The organism is Pseudomonas vranovensis (assembly GCF_040438935.1).
GTDB lineage: Bacteria > Pseudomonadota > Gammaproteobacteria > Pseudomonadales > Pseudomonadaceae > Aquipseudomonas > Aquipseudomonas vranovensis.
The window spans coordinates 5,349,374-5,373,660 of record NZ_CP159259.1 but is presented as its reverse complement, the minus strand read 5'-3'; the positions used below and the strand labels follow the sequence as shown (position 1 = coordinate 5,373,660).

The window sequence follows — 24,287 nt, the reverse complement described above, 5'->3', positions numbered from 1 at the left end:
AAAACCTGATTCTCTGGCAGAAACCATCGCAGCAAACCTTTTCGTAACTTGTTTTTGACCACCGGTATCGTTTTATCCCACAACCCAAACTGCGGCCACGAGCCATTTTTCTGTAGTTTTACTACTGCTTCGTCACTTCAAAAGCATGAAATGGTGATTCATTTGTAGTAAAACTACACAACGCCGGTACACTCTCCGGTAATCCAAGAATTTCATGTCGTCTGCCCAAAAGGCCAGTCGCAAACTCAGGCAACCGATTCTGGAAGCCTTTCCGCCCTGGAGCAAGCCATGCAAGACCTCGATCCCGTCGAAACCCAGGAATGGCTGGACGCCCTGGAGTCGGTTCTCGACAAAGAAGGCGAAGACCGCGCTCACTATCTGATGACCCGTATGGGCGAGCTGGCCACCCGTAGTGGCTCCCAGCTGCCATACGCCATCACCACGCCATACCGCAACACCATCCCTGTCACCCACGAAGCACGCATGCCTGGCGACCTGTTCATGGAACGCCGCATTCGCTCGTTGGTCCGTTGGAACGCGCTTGCAATGGTGATGCGCACCAACCTGAAAGACTCGGACCTGGGCGGCCACATTTCGAGCTTCGCCTCCAGTGCCACCCTGTATGACATCGGCTTCAACTACTTCTTCCAGGCCCCGACCGACGAGCACGGCGGCGACCTGATCTTCTTCCAGGGCCATGCCTCGCCAGGCGTCTACGCCCGCGCCTTCATGGAAGGCCGCATCAGCGAAGACCAGATGAACAACTTCCGTCAGGAAGTCGATGGTCAAGGCCTGTCGTCCTACCCGCACCCATGGCTGATGCCTGATTTCTGGCAGTTCCCGACCGTTTCGATGGGTCTGGGCCCGATCCAGGCGATCTACCAGGCACGCTTCATGAAGTACCTGGAAAGCCGCGGCTACATCCCTGCAGGCAAGCAGAAAGTCTGGTGCTTCATGGGCGACGGCGAGTGCGACGAGCCGGAATCCCTGGGCGCCATCTCGCTGGCTGGCCGCGAGAAGCTGGACAACCTGATCTTCGTCATCAACTGCAACCTGCAGCGCCTCGACGGCCCGGTTCGCGGCAACGGCAAGATCATCCAGGAACTCGAAGGCGTGTTCCGTGGCGGTGGCTGGAACGTCAACAAAGTGGTCTGGGGCCGTTTCTGGGACCCACTGCTGGCCAAGGACGTCGACGGTATCCTGCAGCGCCGCATGGACGAAGTCATCGACGGCGAATACCAGAACTACAAGGCCAAGGACGGCGCGTTCGTCCGTGAGCACTTCTTCAATACTCCAGAACTCAAGGCCATGGTCGAAGACCTGTCCGACGACGAAATCTGGAAGCTCAACCGTGGTGGCCACGACCCGTACAAGGTCTATGCAGCCTACCACCAGGCGGTCAACCACAAAGAGCAGCCGACCGTCATCCTGGCCAAGACCATCAAGGGCTACGGCACCGGTGCTGGCGAAGCCAAGAACACCGCGCACAACACCAAGAAGGTCGACGTCGACAGCCTGCGTCACTTCCGTGACCGCTTCGACATCCCGGTCAAGGACGAAGAGCTGGAAAACCTGCCGTTCTTCAAACCCGAAGAAGGCAGCGCCGAAGCCCGTTACCTGGCCGAGCGTCGTGCCGCCCTGGGTGGTTTCGTGCCTCAGCGCCGCGCCAAGAGCTTCAGCATTCCGACCCCGCCACTGGAAACCCTCAAGGCCATCCTCGACGGTTCCGGTGATCGCGAAATCTCCACCACCATGGCCTTCGTGCGGATTCTCGCGCAGCTGGTCAAGGACAAGGAAATCGGCCAGCGCATCGTTCCGATCATCCCGGACGAAGCCCGTACCTTCGGTATGGAAGGCATGTTCCGCCAGCTGGGCATCTACTCGTCCGTCGGCCAGCTCTACGAGCCAGTCGATAAAGACCAGGTGATGTTCTACCGCGAAGACAAAAAAGGTCAGATCCTCGAAGAAGGCATCAACGAAGCGGGCGCCATGTCCTCCTTCATCGCTGCCGGTACTTCGTACTCGAACCACAACCAGCCGATGTTGCCGTTCTACATCTTCTACTCGATGTTCGGCTTCCAGCGTATCGGTGACCTGGCCTGGGCCGCTGGCGACAGCCGTACCCGTGGCTTCCTGATCGGCGGTACCGCCGGCCGGACCACCCTCAACGGTGAAGGTCTGCAACACGAAGACGGTCACAGCCACCTGCTGGCCGCGACCATCCCGAACTGCCGCACCTACGATCCAACCTACGGCTACGAGCTGGCGGTGATCATCCAGGACGGCATGAAGAAGATGACCGAAGAGCAACAGGACGTCTTCTACTACATCACCGTGATGAACGAAGCCTACACCCAGCCAGCCATTCCGGCCGGCGCCGAGGAAGGCATCATCAAGGGCATGTACCTGCTCGAGGAAGACACCCGCGAAGCGGCGCACCACGTACAGCTGCTGGGCTCCGGCACCATCCTGCGTGAAGTGCGTGAAGCGGCGAAGATCCTGCGTGAAGAGTTCAACGTCGGCGCCGACGTCTGGAGCGTCACCAGCTTCAACGAACTGCGTCGCGACGGCCTGGCCGTAGAGCGCAGCAACCGCCTCAAGCCTGGTCAGAAGCCGCAGGTCACCTACGTCGAAGAGTGCCTGGCTGGCCGTAAGGGCCCGGTCATTGCCTCCACCGACTACATGAAGCTGTTCGCCGAACAGATTCGCCAGTGGGTGCCGAGCAAAGAGTTCAAAGTCCTGGGTACCGATGGTTTCGGTCGCAGCGACAGCCGCAAGAAACTGCGTCACTTCTTCGAAGTCGACCGCAACTTCGTCGTGCTGGCTGCACTGGAAGCCTTGGCTGACCGTGGCGATATCGAACCTAAGGTCGTGGCTGAAGCCATCACCAAGTTCGGCATCGACCCGGACAAACGCAACCCACTGGACTGCTGAGGAGTATTTTTAAGTGAGCGAACTCATTCGCGTACCTGACATCGGCAGCGGTGAAGGTGAAATCATTGAGCTGTTCGTCAAAGTCGGCGACCGCATCGAGGCTGACCAGAGCCTGCTGACCCTGGAGTCCGACAAGGCCTCCATGGAGATCCCGGCCCCCAAGGCCGGTGTGATCAAGTCGCTGAAGGTCAAGCTGGGCGACCGCCTGAAAGAAGGCGACGAACTGATGGAACTGGAAGTCGAGGGCGCATCTGCTGCGCCCGAGGCTCCGGCCGCCGCTCCGGCTGCCGAACAGAAGCCTGCTGCAGCCCCGGCTGCAGCGGCCGCTCCGGCACCGGCTGCCGCCCCTGCTGCTGCCACCGTCCAGGACATCCACGTTCCAGACATCGGCTCCTCGGGCAAGGCCAAGATCATCGAAGTCCTGGTCAAGGTCGGCGACACCGTCGAAGCCGACCAGTCGCTGATCACCCTGGAATCGGACAAAGCCTCGATGGAGATCCCGTCTCCAGCCGCAGGCGTTGTCGAAGCCGTGATCGCCAAGCTCGACGACGAAGTCGGCACTGGTGACCTGATCATCAAGCTCAAAGTTGCAGGCGCTGCGCCTGCTGCGGCCCCAGCACCTGCCGCTGCCGCCCCGGCGCCAGCCAAGGCTGAAGCTGCACCGGCTGCTGCGCCTGCACCGGCTGCTGCCCCGGCCGCCGCTCCTGCTGCAGCCCCTGCCGCTGCCAGCGGTGCCAAGGTTCACGCCGGCCCTGCCGTGCGTCAGCTGGCCCGCGAGTTCGGCGTCGAGCTGAGCGCCGTTGGCGCCACTGGCCCGCACGGTCGCATCCTCAAGGAAGACGTGCAGGTCTACGTCAAGGCCATGATGCAGAAGGCCAAGGAAGCCCCAGCCGCCGGTGCAACCGGTGGTGCTGGCATCCCGCCGATCCCGGAAGTCGACTTCAGCCGCTTCGGCGAAATCGAAGAAGTTCCGATGACCCGCCTGATGCAGATGGGTGCTACCAACCTGCATCGCAGCTGGCTGAACGTGCCTCACGTCACCCAGTTCGACAGCGCCGACATCACCGAGCTGGAAGCTTTCCGCGTTGCCCAGAAAGCCGTTGCAGAGAAGGCCGGCGTCAAGCTGACCGTACTGCCACTGCTGCTCAAGGCCTGCGCCCACCTGCTCAAGGAACTGCCGGACTTCAACAGCTCGCTGGCACCAAGCGGCAAAGCGATCATCCGCAAGAAATACGTCAACGTCGGTTTCGCCGTAGACACCCCGGATGGCCTGCTGGTCCCTGTGATCAAGAACGTCGACCAGAAGAGCCTGCTGCAACTGGCTGGCGAAGCGGCGGCCCTGGCTGAAAAAGCCCGGACCAAAAAGCTGTCGGCTGACGACATGCAAGGCGCCTGCTTCACCATCTCCAGCCTCGGCCACATTGGCGGCACCGGCTTCACGCCGATCGTCAACGCGCCAGAAGTGGCGATCCTGGGTGTTTCCAAGGCCACCATCCAGCCTGTCTGGGATGGCAAGGCCTTCCAGCCCAAGCTGATGCTGCCGCTGTCGCTGTCTTACGATCACCGTGTGATCAACGGCGCGGCTGCCGCACGCTTCACCAAGCGTCTGGGCGACCTGCTGACCGACATCCGCACCATGCTGCTGTAATGCTGTTTCCTGTCTCCTCCTGCCGGGGGAGACAGGCTCCCTTTTCGAGCTGCCACGCTCGTACCTCAACCCCGTCACTTTGGCGGGGCTTTTTTTGCCCGAAATTCTGCACCTCGACCGCTGCGCGGCCGATCGCAGGCTATCGCCAGCAGCTACAAAGGCATGCCTGTAGCCGCTGCCGAGGAACGAGGCTGCGATCGACTGCACAGCAGTCGCCATCCTGTCAGCCCGCGCCTACAGAATTCCGTCGCCCTGCCGACACAATGGTATTGCTTGCTAGCCTCAAGCTCATCATGCAACCTTGCCCAACCCGTGTAGTCGCTGCGTGCGCTACCTGCGCGACCAGCCTTCTTGAAGCGAGCTCTCGATGAAAAGCCAACCCGATGCCGCCAGCCGTATGGCGGCCGAGGTAGTGACGCAACTGCCAGTGCCCTCGCGGCTCGGCATGCTGCGTTTCGAGCGGCTGAACGAAGCCAGCTGGGCCCTGCTTTACCTCGATCCGGCCTGCGAGCGTCAGTTCGGCGTGGCGGCGGTCGATCTCTGCGCCCTGGTCGGCTCGCCCTACGCCAGCCTGATGGAGCCCGAGGCGCGCTACAAGCTGCATGACGACATCCAGCTGCAACTGGGCCAGCGCCCCAGCTACCTGGTGCGCTATACCTTGCACACCGCCCAGGGGCCGTTGCACCTGCTGGAACTGGGCGAAGCCTACAAGCAGCACAATCGCCAGCTGCTGCGCGGTTACCTGATGGTGATCGACACCCACCCAGGCGATACCCCGGACCTGAGCGCGGCCGAACTCGAGACCCGCAACAACCGCTTGCAGATCGCCCTGCAGCTCAACCAGCGCGCCCAGCAGGAGCAACTGGAACACCTCGAGCGGGTAAGCGCCCAACAGGAGCTGATCCTGCACCTGGCGCGCCACCGCTACACCGCCAGCAACTCACTGCTCGAAGCCGCCGAGCTGATCACCCGCAGCGCCTGCGAGATCTACAGCATCGATTGCGCCAGCATCTGGCACCTCGAAGGCCAGCGCCTGGAGCCGATTTCCGCCTACTACCGCGAAACCCAGAAATACACCCTGCCCGAGCCCATCGACGTGGGGCGCTTTCCCGACTACCTCGACGCCCTGCACACCAGCCGCGCCATCGACGCCCACAATGCCAGCCACGACCCGCGCACCCGTGAGATGGCCGAGAGCCTGCGCCCGCGCGATATCAACGCCATGCTCGATGCCAGCATCCGTATCGATGGCCAGGTGGTTGGCGTGCTGTGCCTGGAGCACACCGGCTCACCGCGGGCCTGGCAGTCGGATGAGATCGCCTTTGCCGGTGAGCTGGCCGACCAGTTCGCCCAGGTCATCAACAACCACAACCGCCGCACCGCCACCAGCGCCCTGCATCTGTTCCAGCGTGCGGTAGAGCAAAGCGCCAACGCCTTCCTGCTGGTGAACCGCGACGGTGTGGTCGAATACGTCAACCCAAGCTTCACCGCCATCACCCAGTACAGCACCGACGAGGTCCACGGCCAGCGGCTCTCGGAACTGCCAGCCCTCGAGAACCTCAGCGAGTTGCTGTTCGATGCACCGTCGAGCCTGGCCATCGGCAACAGCTGGCAAGGCGAGTTCAAGAGCCGGCGCAAGAACCTCGAGCCCTACTGGGGCCAGCTGTCGATTTCCAAGGTCTACGGTGACAACCGCGAACTGACCCACTACATCGGCATCTACGAAGACATCACCCAGAGCAAGCTGGCCCAGCAGCGCATCGAGCGCCTGGCCTACACCGACAACCTCACGAGCCTGGGCAACCGCCCCGCGTTCATCCGCAACCTCGATGAGCGCTTCGCTCGCGACAGCGACAGCCCCATCAGCCTGCTGCTGGTGGACATCGACAACTTCAAGCGGATCAACGACAGCCTCGGTCACCAGACCGGCGACAAATTGCTGATCAGCCTGGCCCGGCGCCTGCGCAACAGCCTCAGCGCCGGCGGCAGCCTGGCGCGCTTTGCCAGCAACGAATTTGCCGTGCTGCTCGAAGACACCGACCTGGATATCGGCCAACAGGTCGCCCAGCAACTGCTGTGCACCCTCGACAAGCCCATGTTCGTCGACAACCAGCTGATCAACGTCACCGCCTCAGTGGGCCTGGCCTGCGCTCCCCTGCATGGCCGCGACCCGCAGACACTGATGAAGAACGCAGGCCTGGCCCTGCACAAGGCCAAGGCCAATGGCAAGCATCAAGTCCAGGTGTTCACCGAGGCCTTGAACGCCGAAGCCAGCTACAAGCTGTTCGTCGAGAACAACCTGCGCCGAGCCCTGACCCAGAACGAGCTGGACGTGTTCTACCAGCCCAAGCTGTGCCTGCGCAGCGGCCGCTTGCTGGGCCTGGAGGCGCTGCTGCGCTGGAACCACCCGGAGAAGGGCATGATCCGCCCGGACCAGTTCATCAGCGTGGCTGAAGAAACCGGCCTGATCATCCCCATCGGCAAATGGATCGCCCGCCAGGCCTGCCGCATGAGCCAGCGCCTGTGCAGCGAAGGCCTGGGCAACCTGCAGGTGGCAATCAACCTCTCGCCCAAGCAGTTCTCCGACCCTGACCTGGTCGCCTCGATCGCCAATATCCTCAAGGAAGAAGCCCTGCCGCCGCACCTGCTGGAACTGGAGCTGACCGAAGGCCTGCTGCTCGAAGCCACCGAAGACACCCACCGCCAGCTCGACCAGCTCAAGCAACTGGGCCTGACCCTGGCCATGGACGACTTCGGCACCGGCTATTCCTCGCTGAGTTACCTGAAGAAGTTTCCAATCGACATCATCAAGATCGACCGCAGCTTCATCCATGAAATACCGGACAACCAGGACGACATGGAGATCACCTCGGCGGTGGTGGCCATGGCCCACAACCTCAAGCTCAAAGTGGTCGCCGAAGGCATCGAGACAGCCGAGCAACTGGCATTCCTGCGTCGCCACCGCTGCGATGTGGGCCAGGGCTACCTGTTCGACCGGCCGATTCCGGGCAGCGAGCTGGTCGAGAAACTCAAGCGCTATCCGCGTGGCCCCGGCGCCTGACAGCGGCGTAACAGTCGGGCAATATAGGGTCCATTCGAGACCCATCGCGCGGCAAGCCCGCTCCTGCACCTGCGATGGGCCAACACTAAAAGAGGAACAGTTATGGTCCTGCGCTCGGAAATCCTGGTGAATAAAAACGTCCTGCCTACCGCCGAACAGGCACTGCCTGGCCGCGAAACCCCAATGACCCTGCCTGAAAAGCACTACGTGTTCAAAGACACGCCGCTGCTCGGCCCGTTCTTCGAAAACGTCGACTTTGCCATCTTCGGCCTGGGCTGCTTCTGGGGCGCCGAACGCCGCTTCTGGCAGCGTGAAGGCGTGGTCAGCACCGTGGTCGGCTACGCCGGCGGCTTTACCCCGAACCCCACCTACGAAGAAGTCTGCTCGGGCCTGACCGGCCACACCGAAGTGGTGCTGGTGGTGTTCGACAAGGACAAAGTCAGCTACCGCGAGCTGCTGGCCATGTTCTGGGAACTGCACAACCCCACCCAGGGTATGCGCCAGGGCAACGATATCGGCACCCAGTACCGCTCGGTGATCTACTGCACCAGCCCGCAGCAACTGGAAGAAGCCCAGGCCAGCAAAGACGCCTACCAGGCTGAACTGACCAAGGCCGGATTCGGTGAAATCACCACTGAGATCGATCAGGCGCCGACCGTGTACTTCGCCGAGGCCTACCACCAGCAGTACCTGGCCAAGAACCCCGAGGGCTATTGCGGCATCGGCGGTACCGGTGTCTGCCTGCCACCCAGCCTGCAAGGCAACTGAGGAGCGATCATGTCTGCACCGACCATGACACTGTTCCACTCACCGGCCTCGCCCTTTGTGCGAAAGGTCATGGTGGTGCTGCATGAAACCGGGCAAACCAACCGGGTTGCTGTTCAAAGCATCAACCTGAGCCCGGTCGCCCCCGATGCAGACCTGAACCTGACCAACCCGGCTGGCAAGATCCCGGCCCTGCGCCTGGACGACGGCAACGTGCTGTTCGACAGCCGGGTGATCTGCGAATACCTCGACTTGCAGCATGTGGGCAACCCGCTGATCCCCAAGGAGGGCGCCGCACGCTGGAACCGCCTGACCCTGGCGGCCCTGGCCGATGCCGTCATGGATGCCGCCGTGCTGACCCGCTACGAAACCTTCCTGCGTCCGGAAGAAAAGCGCTGGGACAGCTGGGTCGACGCCCAGCAGGACAAGATCCGCCGTGGCTTGGCCAACCTTGAGCAGGAGCACATTGCCGAGCTGGCGTCAGTGTTCGACATCGCCGCCATCGGCGTGGCCTGTGCCCTGGGTTACCTCGACCTGCGCATGCCGGACTTTGGCTGGCGCAAGCGGCAGCCAAAGCTTGCGGCGTGGTATGCCGAAGTGAGTCAGCGCGACTCGATGCGGGCTACCGATCCGTCGATGAACTGACGGGCCTTGTCGAGGAAGCTGTAGCCGCTACCGCCAGGCTGCAATCGGTCGCGTAGCGGTCGTTGTCAGCACATGACGACTGCTGCGCAGTCGATCGCAGCCTGGCGGCAGCGGCTACAAAGACACTTGCCTGCACTCCCGCGATCTCAGCATTCCAAATGATGGCAACATTCAGCGCCATCACCGCCCCCAGGCTCCTCTCCTCGCGCAACCCGCTCATTGCCCTCTCCCGATGCTGTACCAGTCCAGTCGGCGGGTCAGCACCATGAACACACCCAACAACCCGAACAACAGCAACGACCCCATCAGCAGCGCATAGTCCTCGGCGCTGAGCAGGCCGTAGAGCATGCCATAGAGCACTGCCAACCCCAGGGCAAAGCCCAGCGCCCGCCACAGGCTGTGCAGCACGTGGCACAGGTAGAAACCGACCAGCAACACACAGGCCCCGGCCGACAGCAGGTACGCCACGCCAAAGCCCAGGTGCTCGGACAACGACAACAGCAACAGGTAGAACAGCGCCAGCGCCGCGCCGACCAGGGCGTACTGGATTGGGTGAACGCTGAGGTTCTTGAGGATCTCGAACAGGAAGAAACCGGCAAAGGTCAGGACGATGAACAGCAGCGCATATTTGATCGCCCGTTCGCTCTTGAGGTACTGGTCCACCGGGTCGACAAAGCTCACGCCGAATGCGCGGCCACGAAAGTCGTCGCAGTTGGCATGCACCTGGCACTGGCTCAAGGCGTCTTCCAGGTTGGTGGAGAAGAACGAAGTCTGCCAGCGGGCGGAGAACCCCCCGGCGTCCACTTTGCGGCTGCTGGGCAGATAGTTGCCGATAAAGCTTGGATGCGGCCAGTTGGAGGCCATGCTCACGCTGGTGCTGCGGCCCACCGGCAGCACATGCAACTGCCCGGTGCCCTGCAGGCTGAGATCAAAGCTGTAGTCGATCACGGCTTCGGCGTGGGCATCGAGCGCGCCCAAGGCTGCATGCACACCACTGCCCAGCCAGCCCAGACGGGTTCCGGGCTGGAAGTCCAGGCGACGATCATTGAGTTGCAACTGCAGGCCTTTGTCGATGCCACGGATGTCACTGATGCCGACCGCCAGGAAGGCCGGCTCGAAGCGATAGTCGGCGTAGTCCTCAGTGATCCCCCATTGTGCCGGCAGCTTGAATTGCCCGCTGATATGGTTGTCGGCGTGGAACAACCGGGCCTGGTAGATCCCCCGCGAACGCAGCTCGGTGTCGATGCTCGACTTCAGCTCGAAGGTTTCTGGCAGGAAGTACAGGTGACCGCTGACCTGGCTGTTCTCCTGGGTAGTCTGGCCGTCCTGGAGTTTCCAGCGCCGTTCGGTCTTGCGGTACGGTACTACCAGCACCGGCCCGCTGATCTGCTGGCTGAAGCTGGAGCTTTGGGCAATGTCCTGCACGACGGTGTCACGCAGGTCCTGGCGCTCGCCAATCAGGCCACCGATCATCAGCAACGGGATCAACAACAGGATGATCAGGAAGGCAATCGCGCCGAGTTTGATACTCAATGTTCGGTTCATGAAAAAGGCTCCGGTTTCGATGGGCAGAGTCTGCGCACGCGAAATGGAGCCCTTGAGTACTTATGTGGAGGCTATGTGGAGTTTGTGTGAAGTCTTCAGCCAAAGCGCTTGGCCGCTAGCCACAGCCGCACGCGCACACCGTCTTCGACGTTGGCCACTTCCAGCGAGCCGCCGTGCAGTTGCATCACTTCCTCGACAAAGTTCAGGCCAAGGCCTGTGCTCTTGCGGTCACTGAACGGGCGCGGCAACGAATAGAAACGCTCACTCACCCGCCCCAGCGCATAGTCGGGAATCGCCTCGCCCTGGTTGAACAGGCTCAGGGCCACGCGACCCTCGCGCCGCTCGAGCTCGAACAGCAGCATGCCGCCGGGCGGGGTGAAATCCAGGGCGTTGTCGAGCAGGTTGGCAATGGCCTGACGCATCAGAAATGGCTCGCACAACAGGCGCACGTTAGCTGCTACCCGCTGACGCACCTGCAGGCCGGTGCTTTCGATGCGCACCCCCTGGGCCACCAACAGCTCATCGATCAGTGCCGCCAGCGGCACCTGCTGCTGATCTTCCAACGCCTGCATCTGCTCGACCTGCGCCAGGTTCAACAGGCGCTCGATCAGCTGCTGCATGCGCGCGCTTTCACTCTCTATGTTGCCGGCAAAGCGCTGGCGCTGCGCCTCGTCCATCGGCCCCTGCAGCAGCTCCGAGGCACCGCGAATGGCGGCCAACGGGCTCTTGAGTTCGTGGGTCAGGGTATGGACATAGCGCTCGACATAATCCTTGCCTTCAAGCCGGGTACGCATGCGCTCGACCGCAGCCGCCAACTGTCCCAGCTCACCACCACGGTAATGCGGCAGTGTGGTGCGCTCTCCTTCGCTAACCGCCTGGGCGTAATGGGTCAGGCGCCGCAGCGAGCGCGCCAGCCACCACGACAACGCCGCCCCCACCAGCAAGCCCAGGCCGATCAACCCCAGCCCCAGGTACAGCAAGCGCTGCTCCGAGCGGTCGATATAGGGCTGCAACGACTTGTTCGGCTTGGCCACGGTCACCACGCCAATGATCTTGCCCTCATCGAGGATCGGCGCCGCCACATGCATCACCGACGACTCCGGGTCATTCGGATCGCTGCGGGTGGAACGCGCGCCGTATTCGCCACGCAGAGTCAGGTAGACATCGTTCCAGCGCGAATAGTCCTCGCCCACGGCCGCACCGCTGGAATCGAGCAGCACGATGCCCTGGGCGTCGGTGACATAGATGCGGTGATTGACCTGGTTCTTCGACAAGCCCCAGATGTCTGCCTTGGGCTGACGCTGGCCATAGGCGCGCAACAACTGCGGCAGGCGGCTCTGGCCGAGGGTTCCGGCCTTGACGTCGTCGTGAAGGATCTCGGCCAGCAGGTTGGCGGTATCGACCAGGGTTTCTTCGGTGGATTGGCGCACACCGGGACGGATCTCTTCGCGCACGGTGCTGAGAATGAAAAAACCGATCAGCCCCACAAACAGGAAATAGACCAGGAAAATCCGGATTCCCAGGCGCATCAGCTATGGCTCGGGCTGTAGCTGTAGCCCAGGCCCCGGTGGGTCTGGATCGGCTCGGCGCTGGCCACCACCTGGCGCAGTTTGGCGCGCAGGCTCTTGATGTGACTATCGATACTGCGCTCGTAGCCGGCATCGGCGGCCACGCCCACGGCGTCGAGCAACTGCTCGCGGCTGAACACCCGCTCGGGCTGCTCCAACAGGCACTGCATCAAGCGAAATTCGTGACGGGTCAGGGTCAGGGGCTGGCCGCGATAGCTGATCTGCATACGCAGGGTGTCGAGCTGGAACACGACCGGTGCCTCGGGTTCGGTACGCGGCGCCGTGCGCTTGAGAATCGCCCGCACCCGTGCAGCAACCTCACGGGGGCTGAAGGGTTTGACCACGTAATCGTCGGCACCGATTTCAAGCCCCACCACCCGGTCGATTTCACCGTCACGGGCACTCAGGAACATCACTGGCACCTCGGTGAAACGGCGCAACTGCCGACAGGTTTCAAAACCGCTGATATCCGGCAGGCCGATATCCAGAATGATCAGATCGGCCGGATGCAGGCGCTGTTGCTCAAGCGCAGCGCTGCCCAGCGAGACCCACTCGGTGCTGTGACCATCGCCCTGCAGGGCGAAGATCAGGGTATCGGCGATGGCGGCTTCGTCTTCGACGATCAAGATATGGGGCATTTGGAGCTGCAAGCCTCAAGCGACAAGCTTCAAGTAGAAGCGGATTGGGTGACGTTACACCGAAGCGCTTTTTCTTGCAGCTTGCAGCGTGAAACTTGCCGCTGGCGCATCAACAGTCCGGCTTGCCCGCCGTAAACCGCCGTGCCGGGTTCACCGCTGCCTTGAACTCACGCAACGCCTTGGCGCCGATCAGCAACGGGTAGTTGAAGCTGCTGCGGTCGGTCAGGTTGACCTCCACGGTGCGCTTGACGTCACCCAGGCACAGCTCCAGGTCGACCACCGGGCGCTTGCTGATGTCGGCACCTTCGCCGTCTTCGTCCTCGTCGGCGCGGTTCTTGATCTTGCTCATGCGCGCCAGTTTGTGTTCATAGACCTTGCCGTCGGACTCCTTGGTCGCCAGGCGAAAGCGCACCCAATCTTCACCGTCGCGGGTAAAGCGCTCGATGTCCTTGGCCGACAGCGACGCGGTCAGCGCACCGGTGTCCATCTTGGCCTTAAGGGTTTCACCGCCAAACTCCGGGAGCTTGATGTATTCGTAGCGGCCATACAGGGTTGGGTCGGCGGCCATGACCGGCAGCGCGAGCAGGGACAACAGTGCAAGTACAGATTTCACAGGATCCGCTTCCTTGAGAAAAGACAGTGTTTAGACTGCGAAGGCAGGATAGGTTCGCGTTGATAGCTTACTCAACACAAAGTGAAACATTTGTGCGACCCGGGCAGAGCGGAGCATTTGGCGTACGCCCGGAGGCTGCTTATCATTGCCGACCGCTTACTTGAATATAAGAGTCTTCTTATGCGCCGCTTGCTGACGGGCATTCTTGTGACCACGCTGTTGCTGCTCAACACCCTGGTCCTGATCGGCCCGCTGATGGTCTTCGCCCTGCTCAAACTGGTCCTGCCCGGCCGTTACCGTGAGTACGCCTCCTGGGCGGTGATGTGGATCGCCGAGACCTGGGCCGAGATCGACAAACTCATCTTCCGCCTGTGCATCCCCACCGTGTGGGAAGTGCGCGGCGCCGCCGACCTGCGCCTGGATACCTCCTACCTGGCGGTGAGCAACCACCAGAGCTGGGTGGATATCCCGGCACTGATCCAGGCGCTGAACCGGCGCATTCCGTTCTTCAAGTTCTTCCTGAAAAAAGAGCTGATCTGGGTGCCGCTGCTGGGCCTGGCCTGGTGGGCGCTGGATTATCCGTTCATGAAGCGCTACAGCAAGGCCTTCCTTGCAAAGCACCCTGAGCTCAAGGGGCAGGATCTGGAAATCACCAAGGCCGCCTGCGAGCTGTTCAAGCGCCAGCCGGTGACCGTGGTCAACTACCTGGAAGGCACGCGCTTCACCGAAGCCAAGCGCCAGGCGCAGCAATCACCGTTCCAGCACTTGCTCAAGCCCAAGGCCGGTGGCGTGGCGTTCGTATTGGCAGCGCTGGGCGAGCAACTGGACGCCCTGCTCGACGTCACCATCGTCTACCCCGGCAACAAGCCCCCCGGCTTCTGGGACCTGCTCAGCGGCGCAGTGCCCAAGGTAATCATCGACATCCAGGTGCGCGAGCTGGACCCGGCCCTGTGGACCGGCGACTACGAAAACGACCCGGTCTTCCGCCAGACCGTGCAGGACTGGATCAACCAGCTGTGGCACGACAAGGACGCCCGCATCGAAGCACTGCGTGCCGAACTGCGCTGACCTGTGGGCGCTCGCTTGCCAGCGCTCACCATGCCCCAGCAAGTCGATTAAAATCTGTATTTATAATCAAGATAAGGGAATCTTTGTTTGCTATTGAAGGTTTAACTGGATAAAAATCGATCAACAAACAATTACAAAAAGCCAGGATCGATAATGGCCAATCCCTCCAGCAATACCCAGCTTCGCCGTGTCCTGGGCCTTCCCGCTCTGGTGTTCTTCGGCCTCGTCTACATGGTCCCGCTGACCATTTTCACCACCTACGGCATCGTCACCGAACTCACCGGCGGGCGCACTGCCGGCGCCTACCTGGTCACCCTGGTGGCCATGCTGTTTACCGCCACGTCCTACAGCTTCATGGTCCGGCGCTTCCCGGTTGCCGGGTCTGCCTACTCCTACACCAACCTGGCGTTCGGGCCCAACATCGGCTTTCTGGCCGGCTGGTCGCTGCTGCTCGATTACCTGTTCATCCCGATGATCAATTACTTGCTGATCGGCCTGTTCCTGAACATCGCCTTTCCGAGCATCCCGGTGTGGACCATCATCCTGGCCTCGATTGCCCTGGTCACCGTACTCAACGTGGTCGGCATCCACTCGGTGGCCAAGACCAGCAACCTGATCGTCGGCGCGCAGATCGTGTTCATCGGTGTGTTCGTGGCGATGTCGTTCAAGACCCTCGGCGGCCAGCCGATCGATGTGCTCTCGCCCTTGACTGGCGACGGCAGCCAGCCGGGCTTCGGCGCACTGATGGCTGGGGCTGCGGTGTTGTGCCTGTCGTTCCTGGGCTTCGATGCGGTTTCGACCCTGGCCGAAGAAACCAAAGATCCGAAGCGCAACGTGCCTCGGGCAATCATCCTAACCACCCTCGGTGCCGGCCTGCTGTTCACCCTGCTCGCCTACATCAGCCAGCTGGTACTGCCGGGCAGCCATTTTGCCAACACCGATGCCGCTGCCAACGAAGTGATGTTCAAGGCAGGCGGCCAATTCCTGGCCAACTTCTTCACCGCTGCATTCGTGGCCGGCAGCCTCGGTTCGGCCCTGGCGTCGCAGGCGGCAGTGTCGCGGATTCTCTACACCATGGGCCGCGACAGGGTCTTGCCGCAGCGTTGCTTCGGTAGCCTTTCACAGCGCTTTGGCACACCGGTCATGGCCACCCTGGTGGTGTCGGCCTTTTCCCTGCTGGCGCTGGTGATCGACCTGTCCACCCTGGCGTCGCTGATCAGCTTCGGTGCGCTGGTGGCCTTCTCGGCGGTGAACCTGGCGGTGATCCGCACCCACCTGGTCAACGAGACCTGCCACCGCAACCTGGCCGGGTTGCTGCGCTATGGCCTGATCCCGCTGGTAGGCATGAGCCTGACGCTGTGGCTGTGGACCAGCCTGTCGTCCCTGACCCTGACCATTGGCCTGAGCTGGTTCGCCCTGGGGCTGGTCTACCTGCTGGTACTGACCTGCGGCTTCCGTCGTCCGGTGCAGACGGTGAACTTTTCGGAAGCCGGCTGAGCGTAATTACACTGACGGCACAGTGGCCGGGGTGGTCGTCCACAGGCTGCCCAGGTTCTGCAGCAACGAACCGGCTACACCCTGCTGACCGAGGTACTGAAGGATCAGCGGGGCAAACTGGCCGATCATGCCGGTGTCCATGCCCAGCGCGCTGAAGGCGTTGTTGAGGTCGTTGGTGTCTTTGACGTTGTTGCCCAGGGCGTTGCTCAACGCCGAGGAATTGCCGCTCTTGCCGAGCAGGTCGCCCAGGCCGCTCAAACCGCCCAGGGCGTTTTCGCCGGAGAGCATATCCAGGCCGGGCACGGCTTTGCTGAGCTGCTCGTAGTCAGTGCTGCTGAGCTGATTGCGGGCCAGGCCCAGCAAGGCGCCGGTACCACCGATGGCTTGTTCGGGAGTGACCTTCAGCTCGCTGCCGAGGGTATTGAGCAAGTTCGCCGAGGCGGCTGGCGCCTGTACGGCAGCACCGTCCTTGTTGCCTTGCATGGCGGAGACGGCGTTGGCCGCATCGCTGAGGTTGAAGGCAAACACCGGGCTGGCAGCCAGGGTCATCAGGGTGACCAGTGCGAAACGTTTCATGGAAAAACCTCGTCAGCCGTAAAGGCAGGGAAAACGAGGGTTGGACTATACAGGCAAGGGAATGTTCCATGTGGACGGGCTGTAGGAGCGGCGTTGCGATGGCTCGACTCGCCCCGTGATAGCGATCTTACTGGCGCACCGCTATCGCGGGGCAAGCCCGCTCCTACCCAGTTGGTGGGAGCGGGCTTGACCCGCGACGATGCCTTACGCCGCGCTGAACAGCTTGTGCGGATCGATCACAAACTTCTTCGGCACACCCGCATCGAACTCGCCATACCCCTCAGGCGCCTGGTCCAGGCTGATCACCTGCACGCCCACCACTTCGGCGATGTTGATGCGATCCCACATGATCGCCTGCATCAGTTGGCGGTTGTACTTCATCACCGGTGTCTGCCCGGTGTGGAAGCTGTGTGACTTTGCCCAACCCAGGCCAAAGCGGATGCTCAGGCTGCCGATCTTGGCCGCGGCATCCACCGCACCCGGGTCTTCGGTCACATACAGGCCGGGAATACCAATCTTGCCCGCCACCCGCACCACGCCCATCAACGAGTTGAGCACGGTAGCCGGGGCTTCGTGCTTGGCACCGGCATGGCCGTGGCCACGGGCTTCGAAGCCCACCGCATCGACAGCGCAATCGACCTCTGGCTCACCCAGCAGGTTGGCGATCTGCTCGTGCAGCGGGGTGTCCTGTGACAGGTCGGCAATCTCGAAACCCTGGGCCTTGGCGTGGGCCAGGCGCACCGGGTTCACATCACCCACGATCACCACGGCAGCGCCCAGCAAGCGGGCCGAAGCGGCGGCGGCCAGACCGACAGGGCCGGCACCCGCGATATACACCGAACTGCCCGGACCGACACCGGCCGTGACCGCACCGTGATAACCAGTCGGCAGGATGTCCGACAGGCAGGTCAGGTCGCGGATCTTCTCCATGGCCTTGTCACGGTTCGGCAGTTTAAGCAGGTTGAAGTCGGCATAAGGCACCAGCACGTATTCGGCCTGGCCACCGGTCCAGTCGCCCATGTCGACGTAACCGTAGGCACCGCCTGCACGGGCCGGGTTGACGGTCAGGCAGACGCCGGTGTGTTGTTCCTTGCACGAGCGGCAACGCCCGCACGCCACGTTGAAGGGTACCGAGACCAGGTCGCCGATCTGCAGGTTCTCGACGTCCCTGCCCTTCTCGATCACCTCGCCGGTAATTTCATGGCCCAGCACCAGCCCGACCTGGGCGGTGGTACGACCGCGCACCATGTGCTGGTCGGAGCCACAGATATTGGTGGAGACCACCCTGAGGATTACCCCGTGCTCGATCTTCTTGCCACGTGGGTCCTGCATTTTCGGGTAGTCAATTTTCTGCACCTCGACCTTGCCAGCGCCGAGATACACCACACCACGATTACCAGACATGCTTTTACCTCGCTAAAGTTTGTTGTTATGTAGCGGTGCAAAGTGCGCGGCCCCGGGGCTGCGCTGTGTTACTGGAATCAATCTTTTTCGCGGGGCTAGCCCCGCGATTCAGAGCACTACCGTCCTGTTGGCGTTCAAAAACACCCGCCGCTCGATGTGATACCCCACCGCCCGTGCCAGCGTCAGGCACTCGATATCGCGCCCCTTGGCAATCAGGTCCTCGGGGTAATGACTGTGGTCCACCGCCTCCACGCCCTGGGCAATGATCGGCCCTTCGTCGAGGTCGTTGTTGATGTAGTGGGCAGTGGCGCCCACCAGTTTCACGCCCTTGTTGTAGGCCTGGTGATACGGCTTGGCGCCCTTGAAACCCGGCAGCAGGGAGTGATGGATATTGATCGCCCAGCCGTCGAGCTTGCGGCACAACTCTGGCGACAGCACCTGCATGTAGCGGGCGAGAATCACCAGTTCGGCGCCGGACTCCTCGATCACCTGCAGCACCTTGCGCTCCTGGGCCGGCTTGTCGAGTGGATCGAGGGCGAAGTGGTAATAGGGAATCCGGTGCCAGTTGGCCAGCGGCTCCAGGTCCGGGTGGTTGGAGATCACCGCCACCACGTCCATGCTCAACTGGCCGATGCGCTGGCGATAGAGCAGGTCGTTGAGGCAGTGATCGGCCTTGGAGACCATGATTACCACTTTGGGCCGGTGCTTGGGCGCAGTCAGCTCGAACAACATGCCGAAGGCTTCGCCACGCTCGGCAAGGCCTGCCCGAAAGCTGGCTTCGTCAAAGCCGTCGGCCTGGCGAAACTCCACCCGAATGAAGAAGCGCCCCGACAACCGATCATCGAAGGAATGATGCTCGGTGACATAGCACTGTTGCTCGTACAGGTAGCGCGTTACCACATCCACCGTGCCGAGCAGGCTCGGACAGTCAGCGGTAAGAATCCAGGTGTCCGGTGCTCGGCTCATGACAACGCTCCCTAGGCCTCGATGGCCAAACCGTACTCGGCTGCCGCATCCTGCAGCCACAACCACCAGTAGTCGGAGAAGCTGCGGCGAATCAGCAGTTCCCAGGTTTCCTCGCCGGTACGGCGGATAACCAGTTGCGACTTGGCGAACACCGTGCCCACGGCCTTGCCGACGGGGAAGTTGTTCGGATGTACATCATAGCTGGTGGATTTCATCAGCACTTCGCGCACGTTGGGGCCGCTCAGTTCCAGCAGCGTCTGCCCGCCGCTGACATTGACCACCTGAATGTGCTGGCCATCGAGGGCGTCGCGCAGCTTCTGCTCGACGGCAAATTCCTGCCCGCCCGGCACGATCAGCAGCCACTCATCCGGGCCCAGCCACTGCAATGACATCTCGCCATTGGCGACCACGGTCAGGGCCACGGGCAGTTCCAGGCCCAGGGCCTTGAACACACCGCCAGCGAAAGCCGGATCGCGGCCGTCGCCACGCAGCGTCAGGTGACCGAGGAACTTGTGCTCGCGCAGGGTCACCCCGGCGTTCTTGCGGCCCTTGCCGACCAGGCTGGGCAGGTCGGCATGGTGGAGCGGTGACTCGGCCTTGACGTCGTTGCCGGGGCGTTGCTGGTAAACGTTGATTGTGCTCATTACACACCTGCCTTGAATGCTGTGGACCTTGTGGGAGAGGGCTTGACCCGCGATGACATCAGCACTGCCAACATCGCACCGCGGGGCTGTCTCGCTCCTACACGTTCTGGCGCTCGCCCTTCGGATCGAAGAACACCGAGGCGCAGATCTCCGCCTCGATCACGCTGCCGTCCGCCTGGGGCGAGTAGACCCGCTCACCCAGGCGCTTGAGCCCGCCCTTGACCACGCCCATGGCGAATGAATAACCCAGGGAGTTGGCGGCGTAGCTGGAGGTCACGTGGCCGACCATGTCCATCGGGATCGGTTGCTTGGGGTCGAACACCAGTTGTGCGCCTTCTGGCAGCCACTGGTTCGGGTCGACCGGCTTGAGGCCCACCAGTTGCTTGCGGTTTTCGCGCACGCAGTCTTCACGGTTCATCCCGCGCCAGCCGATCCACGAGAACGGTTTGGTGCGGCCCACGCACCAGCCCATGTTCAAGTCGTCGGGGGTCATCGAGCCGTCGGTGTCCTGGCCAACGATGATGAAGCCCTTCTCGGCCCGCAGCACGTGCATGGTCTCGGTGCCGTACGGGGTCAGGTTGTACTGCTTGCCGGCATCGGCGATTTTCTCCAGTACGCCCATGGCGTAGTTGGCCTGGATGTTGACCTCGTACGACAGCTCACCCGTGAACGAAATCCGGAACACCCGCGCCGGCACGCCGGCCACCAGGCCTTCCTTCCAGGTCATGAACGGGAAGGCGTCCTTGTCCAGGTCGATATCGGTCACTTCGCCGAGCAGCTTGCGGCTGTTAGGGCCGGACAGGGTCAGGGTCGCCCAGTGGTCGGTCACCGAGGTGAAGTACACCTTCAGGTCCGGCCATTCGGTCTGCTGGTAGATCTCCAGCCACTGCAGCACGCGAGCGGCGCCGCCTGTGGTGGTGGTCATGATGAAGTGGTTCTCGCCGACGCAGGCGGTGACGCCGTCGTCGAAGACCATGCCGTCTTCTTTGCACATCAGGCCGTAGCGTGCCTTGCCCACATCGAGCTTGGTCCAGGCGTTGGTGTAGATCCGGTTGAGGAACTCGCGGGCGTCCGGGCCCTGAATGTCGATCTTGCCCAGGGTCGAGGCGTCGAGCAGGCCGACGCTGTCACGCACCGCCTTGCACTCGCGGGCCACGGCGGCATGGATATCCTCGCCATTGCGCGGGAAGTACCACGGGCGCTTCCACTGGCCGACGTCCTCGAACTCGGCGCCGTTCTTCAGGTGCCAGGCATGCAGCGCGGTAAAGCGCACCGGCTCGAACAGGTGGCCACAGTGCCGCCCGGCCACGGCGCCGAAGGTGATCGGCGTGTAGTTGGGACGGAACATGGTAGTGCCCATTTCCGGAATGGTGATACCCATGGAGCGCGCCGCAATGGCCAGACCGTTGATGTTGCCCAGCTTGCCCTGGTCGGTGCCAAAGCCCAGGGCGGTGTAGCGCTTGACGTGCTCGACCGACTCGAAGCCCTCGCGGGTGGCCAGCTCGATCGCGGCTGCGGTGACGTCATTCTGCTGGTCGACGAACTGCTTCGGCGCCCGTGCGGTGTTCTTGTCGTGGGGCACCTGGAACAACGCCACGGTGACTTCTTCCTGACGGGCCAGTACTTTCGGCAGGCTACCGGCCACGGCCTTGAAGCCGGCTTCGGTGGCGGCGCGCACGCCCCCTTCAAAACCATCGGCCAGGGTGTCGCCCAGGGCGAACACACCGTTGATGCCACCCACACATACGCGTTTTTGCGGGGCATCACCCGGCACGAAGCCGAGGATGTCTTCACGCCAGGTCGGCTTGCCGCCCAGGTGCGAGGCCAGGTGGACCACCGGGCTGTAGCCGCCGGAGGTAGCGACCAGGTCGCAATCCAGCCATTCACCGGGGCTGGCCACTTTGTGCGCCTTGACGTCGATGGCCGCGACCCGGGCAGCGGTCACATGCTTGCTACCGCGGGACTCGATCACTGCGCTGGAGGTGAGGATACGAATGCCTTTGGCCCGTGCTTCTTCAACCAGCGATCCGCGCGGATTGTGGCGGGCATCGGCGATGGCGACCACTTTCAGGCCGGCGTCGTGCCAGTCCAGCGCTACGCGGTAGGCATGGTCGTTGTTGGTCGACAGCACCAGGTTGCGACCCGGCGCCACGCCATAGCGGCGTACGTAGGTAGACACTGCGCCAGCGAGCATGTTGCCCGGCACATCGTTGTTGCCATACACCAGCGGGCGCTCGTGGGCACCGGTCGCCAGCACCACCCGCTTGGCGCGAACCCGGTGCATGCGCTGGCGCACCTGGCCGATGGGCGCGCGATCACCCAGGTGATCGGTCAGGCGCTCGTGAATGGTGAGGAAGTTGTGGTCGTGGTAGCCGTTGACTGTGGCTCGAGGCAACAGGGTCACTTCCGGCAGGGTCTTGAGTTCGGCCACCACGGCGGCGACCCAGTCGGCGGCCGGTTTGCCATCGAGGGTTTCGCGGCTGTCGAGCAGGCTGCCGCCAAACTCTTCCTGCTCGTCGGCCAGGATCACGCGGGCACCGCTGCGCCCGGCAGCCAGGGCGGCAGCAAGGCCGGCAGGGCCTGCGCCGACCACCAGTACGTCACAGTGCTGGCTCATGTAGTCGTAGGTGTCCGGGTCGTTTTCCAGCGGCGCACGACCAAGGCCGGCCGCCTTGCGGATGTACTTCTCGTAGGTCATCCAGAACGACTGCGGGTACATGAACGTCTTGTAGTAGAAGCCCGGCGGCATCAGCTTGCCGCCAACCTTGCCAAGAATGCCCATGACGTCGGTATTCACGCTCGGCCAGCCATTGGTGCTGGTGGCCACCAGGCCCGCGTACAAGGCCTGCTGGGTGGCACGCACGTTGGGCACCTGGGTGGCTTCGGTGGCGCCCACCTGCAGGATGGCGTTCGGCTCTTCCGACCCTGCGGCGATGATGCCGCGCGGGCGCGAGTACTTGAAGCTGCGCCCGACGATGTCCACGCCGTTGGCCAGCAAGGCGGCCGCCAGGGTGTCGCCGGCATAGCCCTGGTAGGTCTGTCCGTTGAAAGTGAAGTTCAAGACTTTGCTGCGATCGATACGACCGCCGTTGGACAGGCGATAGACCTGGCTCATACCTTTTCTCCCTGACCACTGACTGCCAACTGCGGGCTGGTGTTTTTGCCGGTCACTTGCGGCTTGGCGCCGATCGGATAGGTTTCCAGAATCTCGTAGGTCACCGTGTCGCGGGTGGCATTGAAGTACTGGCGGCATCCGGCGGCATGAATCCACAGCTCGTGATGCAGGCCACGCGGGTTGTCGCGGAAGAACATGTAGTCGCCCCACTCCTCGTCGGTGCAGGCGTTGGGGTCCATGGGCCGCGGAATGTGCGCTTGACCGGCGGCGTGGAACTCCTCTTCGGAGCGCAGTTCGCCGCAATGGGGACAGAAGATATGCAACATGGGGATTTCTCCTGTTAGTGGGCGACAGCGGCGGCGCCGTGTTCGTCGATCAGTGCACCGTTGTGGAAACGGTCGATGGAAAAGGGTTTGGCCAGCGGGTGCATTTCGCCCTTGGCCAAGCTTGCGGCAAAGACGTTGCCCGAGCCGGGGGTGGCCTTGAAGCCACCGGTCCCCCAACCGCAGTTGAAGAACATGTTCTTCACCGGGGTCTTGGAGATGATCGGGCAAGCGTCCGGCGTGGTGTCGACGATGCCGCCCCACTGGCGGTTCATGCGCACCCGCGAAAGAATCGGGAACATTTCGACGATGGCCTGCAGGGTGTGCTCGATCACCGGGTACGAGCCACGCTGGCCGTAGCCGACCCAGCCGTCGATACCGGCGCCGATGACCAGGTCGCCCTTGTCGGACTGGCTGATGTAGCCATGTACGGCGTTGGACATGATCACGCTGTCGATGATCGGCTTGAGCGGCTCGGACACCAGCGCCTGCAGCGGGTGCGACTCGATCGGCAGGCGGAAGCCGGCGAGCTTGGCCATGTGCCCGGAGTTACCGGCAGTCACCACACCGACGCGTTTGGCGCCGATAAAGCCCTTGTTGGTTTCCACCCCGATGACCACGCCGTTTTCCTTGCGAAAGCCGATCACCTCGGTCTGCTGGATCAGGTCAACGCCCAAGGCGTCGGCGGCGCGGGCAAAGCCCCAGGCCACGGCGTCGTGACGGGCCACGCCACCGCGACGCTGCACGGTGGCGCCCATGATCGGGTAGCGCGTGTTCTTGGAGCAGTCCAGGTAGGGGATCTCTTCGGCCACCTGTTGGGCGTTGAGCAGCTCGCCGTCCACGCCATTGAGGCGGTTGGCGCTGACCCGGCGCTCCGAGTCGCGCATGTCCTGCAGGGTGTGGCACAGGTTGTAGACGCCGCGCTGGGAGAACATCACGTTGTAGTTGATGTCTTGCGACAGGCCTTCCCAGAGCTTCATCGCGTGCTCATAAAGGTGCGCCGACTCATCCCACAGGTAGTTGGAGCGCACGATGGTGGTGTTGCGCGCGGTATTGCCGCCACCCAGCCAGCCTTTCTCAACCACCGCCACATTGGTGATGCCGTGTTCCTTGGCCAGGTAGTAGGCAGTGGCCAGGCCGTGCCCGCCCCCGCCGACGATGACCACGTCGTAGACCTTTTTCGGGGTTGGCGTGCGCCACATGCGCTGCCAGTTTTCGTGGTGGCTGAGCGAGTGCTTGAAGAGGCCGAAGCCTGAGTAACGTTGCATAGTCTTTAC

General features: G+C 62.5%; 18 protein-coding genes. 7 read left to right on the top strand and 11 right to left on the bottom strand.

What is annotated here, in order from left to right; all coding sequences use genetic code 11:
• Window positions 1-288 precede the first annotated feature (288 nt).
• The 5 genes from aceE (at window position 289) to ABVN19_RS24785 (ending at window position 9,053) form a co-directional block, all read left to right on the top strand.
• A complete protein-coding gene (gene aceE, locus ABVN19_RS24805) occupies window positions 289-2,934 on the top strand; it encodes a pyruvate dehydrogenase (acetyl-transferring), homodimeric type (RefSeq protein ID WP_028942212.1) in 2,646 nt (881 codons plus the stop codon).
• 13 nt (window positions 2,935-2,947) lie between these two features.
• A complete protein-coding gene (aceF, locus tag ABVN19_RS24800) occupies window positions 2,948-4,582 on the top strand; it encodes a dihydrolipoyllysine-residue acetyltransferase (protein WP_105641444.1) in 1,635 nt (544 codons plus the stop codon).
• 367 nt (window positions 4,583-4,949) lie between these two features.
• The gene (locus ABVN19_RS24795; protein ID WP_028942214.1) at window positions 4,950-7,643 is read left to right on the top strand and encodes a GGDEF and EAL domain-containing protein; all 2,694 of its coding nucleotides are present in this window, start codon (window positions 4,950-4,952) and stop codon (window positions 7,641-7,643) included.
• Window positions 7,644-7,745: 102 nt separating this feature from the next.
• Window positions 7,746-8,411: a peptide-methionine (S)-S-oxide reductase MsrA gene (gene msrA, locus ABVN19_RS24790; protein ID WP_028942215.1), complete on the top strand. Its 666-nt coding sequence runs from the start codon at window positions 7,746-7,748 to the stop codon at window positions 8,409-8,411.
• Window positions 8,412-8,420: 9 nt separating this feature from the next.
• Entirely contained in the window at window positions 8,421-9,053 is a 633-nt protein-coding gene (locus tag ABVN19_RS24785) for a glutathione S-transferase (protein ID WP_036989484.1), read from the top strand.
• Between the two features lie 216 nt (window positions 9,054-9,269).
• On the opposite strand, the gene creD is transcribed toward ABVN19_RS24785, so the two are convergent.
• From creD to ABVN19_RS24765, 4 genes are all read right to left on the bottom strand, one after another.
• Window positions 9,270-10,598, bottom strand: a complete 1,329-nt coding sequence (gene creD, locus ABVN19_RS24780) for a cell envelope integrity protein CreD (RefSeq protein ID WP_028942217.1) — start codon at window positions 10,596-10,598, stop codon at window positions 9,270-9,272.
• 95 nt (window positions 10,599-10,693) lie between these two features.
• Window positions 10,694-12,127, bottom strand: coding sequence for a two-component system sensor histidine kinase CreC (gene creC / locus ABVN19_RS24775; RefSeq protein WP_105641443.1), 1,434 nt, complete (start codon window positions 12,125-12,127; stop codon window positions 10,694-10,696).
• Window positions 12,127-12,804 carry a two-component system response regulator CreB gene (gene creB / locus ABVN19_RS24770; protein ID WP_105641442.1) on the bottom strand — a complete coding sequence of 226 codons (678 nt, stop codon included), beginning with the start codon at window positions 12,802-12,804 and terminating at the stop codon, window positions 12,127-12,129. Before creB ends, creC begins: the two co-directional genes overlap by 1 nt.
• Before the next feature lie 109 nt (window positions 12,805-12,913).
• Window positions 12,914-13,417: an ATP-dependent zinc protease gene (locus ABVN19_RS24765; protein WP_028942220.1), complete on the bottom strand. Its 504-nt coding sequence runs from the start codon at window positions 13,415-13,417 to the stop codon at window positions 12,914-12,916.
• Between the two features lie 180 nt (window positions 13,418-13,597).
• On the opposite strand from ABVN19_RS24765, the gene ABVN19_RS24760 reads away from it, so the two are divergent.
• Both ABVN19_RS24760 and ABVN19_RS24755 read left to right on the top strand, forming a co-directional pair.
• The gene (locus ABVN19_RS24760; protein ID WP_028942221.1) at window positions 13,598-14,485 is read left to right on the top strand and encodes an acyltransferase; all 888 of its coding nucleotides are present in this window, start codon (window positions 13,598-13,600) and stop codon (window positions 14,483-14,485) included.
• Window positions 14,486-14,638: 153 nt separating this feature from the next.
• Window positions 14,639-15,982 (top strand): APC family permease, encoded by a 1,344-nt coding sequence (locus ABVN19_RS24755; RefSeq protein ID WP_105641441.1) that lies wholly within the window; start codon window positions 14,639-14,641, stop codon window positions 15,980-15,982.
• Window positions 15,983-15,988: 6 nt separating this feature from the next.
• Here the strand turns inward: ABVN19_RS24755 and ABVN19_RS24750 are convergent, their stop codons facing one another.
• The 7 genes from ABVN19_RS24750 to ABVN19_RS24720 all read right to left on the bottom strand — a co-directional run bounded on the left by ABVN19_RS24750 (window position 15,989) and on the right by ABVN19_RS24720 (window position 24,278).
• Window positions 15,989-16,558 carry a DUF2780 domain-containing protein gene (locus ABVN19_RS24750; RefSeq protein WP_028942223.1) on the bottom strand — a complete coding sequence of 190 codons (570 nt, stop codon included), beginning with the start codon at window positions 16,556-16,558 and terminating at the stop codon, window positions 15,989-15,991.
• Window positions 16,559-16,762: 204 nt separating this feature from the next.
• Window positions 16,763-17,962 carry a formaldehyde dehydrogenase, glutathione-independent gene (fdhA, locus tag ABVN19_RS24745; protein WP_028942224.1) on the bottom strand — a complete coding sequence of 400 codons (1,200 nt, stop codon included), beginning with the start codon at window positions 17,960-17,962 and terminating at the stop codon, window positions 16,763-16,765.
• Between the two features lie 108 nt (window positions 17,963-18,070).
• Complete coding sequence (purU, locus tag ABVN19_RS24740) at window positions 18,071-18,928, bottom strand: formyltetrahydrofolate deformylase (protein ID WP_028942225.1); 858 nt, start codon at window positions 18,926-18,928, stop codon at window positions 18,071-18,073.
• Window positions 18,929-18,939: 11 nt separating this feature from the next.
• A complete protein-coding gene (gene soxG, locus ABVN19_RS24735; protein ID WP_028942226.1) occupies window positions 18,940-19,572 on the bottom strand; it encodes a sarcosine oxidase subunit gamma family protein in 633 nt (210 codons plus the stop codon).
• A 97-nt stretch (window positions 19,573-19,669) separates the two neighbouring features.
• Window positions 19,670-22,687, bottom strand: coding sequence for a sarcosine oxidase subunit alpha (locus tag ABVN19_RS24730; RefSeq protein ID WP_028942227.1), 3,018 nt, complete (start codon window positions 22,685-22,687; stop codon window positions 19,670-19,672).
• Window positions 22,684-23,013 carry a sarcosine oxidase subunit delta gene (locus ABVN19_RS24725; protein ID WP_028942228.1) on the bottom strand — a complete coding sequence of 110 codons (330 nt, stop codon included), beginning with the start codon at window positions 23,011-23,013 and terminating at the stop codon, window positions 22,684-22,686. Before ABVN19_RS24725 ends, ABVN19_RS24730 begins: the two co-directional genes overlap by 4 nt.
• Before the next feature lie 14 nt (window positions 23,014-23,027).
• Window positions 23,028-24,278: a sarcosine oxidase subunit beta family protein gene (locus tag ABVN19_RS24720; RefSeq protein ID WP_028942229.1), complete on the bottom strand. Its 1,251-nt coding sequence runs from the start codon at window positions 24,276-24,278 to the stop codon at window positions 23,028-23,030.
• Window positions 24,279-24,287 lie beyond the last annotated feature (9 nt).

Bases quoted from the DNA above. Each gene is read 5' to 3' on its own strand.
- creD (WP_028942217.1), bottom strand. From the start codon at position 10,598: ATGAACCGAACATTGAGTATCAAACTCGGCGCGATTGCCTTCCTGATC.
- ABVN19_RS24720 (WP_028942229.1), bottom strand. From the start codon at position 24,278: ATGCAACGTTACTCAGGCTTCGGCCTCTTCAAGCACTCGCTCAGCCAC.
- ABVN19_RS24755 (WP_105641441.1), top strand. From the start codon at position 14,639: ATGGCCAATCCCTCCAGCAATACCCAGCTTCGCCGTGTCCTGGGCCTT.
- purU (WP_028942225.1), bottom strand. From the start codon at position 18,928: ATGAGCCGAGCACCGGACACCTGGATTCTTACCGCTGACTGTCCGAGC.
- fdhA (WP_028942224.1), bottom strand. From the start codon at position 17,962: ATGTCTGGTAATCGTGGTGTGGTGTATCTCGGCGCTGGCAAGGTCGAG.
- msrA (WP_028942215.1), top strand. From the start codon at position 7,746: ATGGTCCTGCGCTCGGAAATCCTGGTGAATAAAAACGTCCTGCCTACC.
- ABVN19_RS24725 (WP_028942228.1), bottom strand. From the start codon at position 23,013: ATGTTGCATATCTTCTGTCCCCATTGCGGCGAACTGCGCTCCGAAGAG.
- ABVN19_RS24760 (WP_028942221.1), top strand. From the start codon at position 13,598: ATGCGCCGCTTGCTGACGGGCATTCTTGTGACCACGCTGTTGCTGCTC.
- creC (WP_105641443.1), bottom strand. From the start codon at position 12,127: ATGCGCCTGGGAATCCGGATTTTCCTGGTCTATTTCCTGTTTGTGGGG.
- ABVN19_RS24750 (WP_028942223.1), bottom strand. From the start codon at position 16,558: ATGAAACGTTTCGCACTGGTCACCCTGATGACCCTGGCTGCCAGCCCG.
- ABVN19_RS24795 (WP_028942214.1), top strand. From the start codon at position 4,950: ATGAAAAGCCAACCCGATGCCGCCAGCCGTATGGCGGCCGAGGTAGTG.
- aceE (WP_028942212.1), top strand. From the start codon at position 289: ATGCAAGACCTCGATCCCGTCGAAACCCAGGAATGGCTGGACGCCCTG.
- ABVN19_RS24785 (WP_036989484.1), top strand. From the start codon at position 8,421: ATGTCTGCACCGACCATGACACTGTTCCACTCACCGGCCTCGCCCTTT.
- soxG (WP_028942226.1), bottom strand. From the start codon at position 19,572: ATGAGCACAATCAACGTTTACCAGCAACGCCCCGGCAACGACGTCAAG.
- creB (WP_105641442.1), bottom strand. From the start codon at position 12,804: ATGCCCCATATCTTGATCGTCGAAGACGAAGCCGCCATCGCCGATACC.
- ABVN19_RS24730 (WP_028942227.1), bottom strand. From the start codon at position 22,687: ATGAGCCAGGTCTATCGCCTGTCCAACGGCGGTCGTATCGATCGCAGC.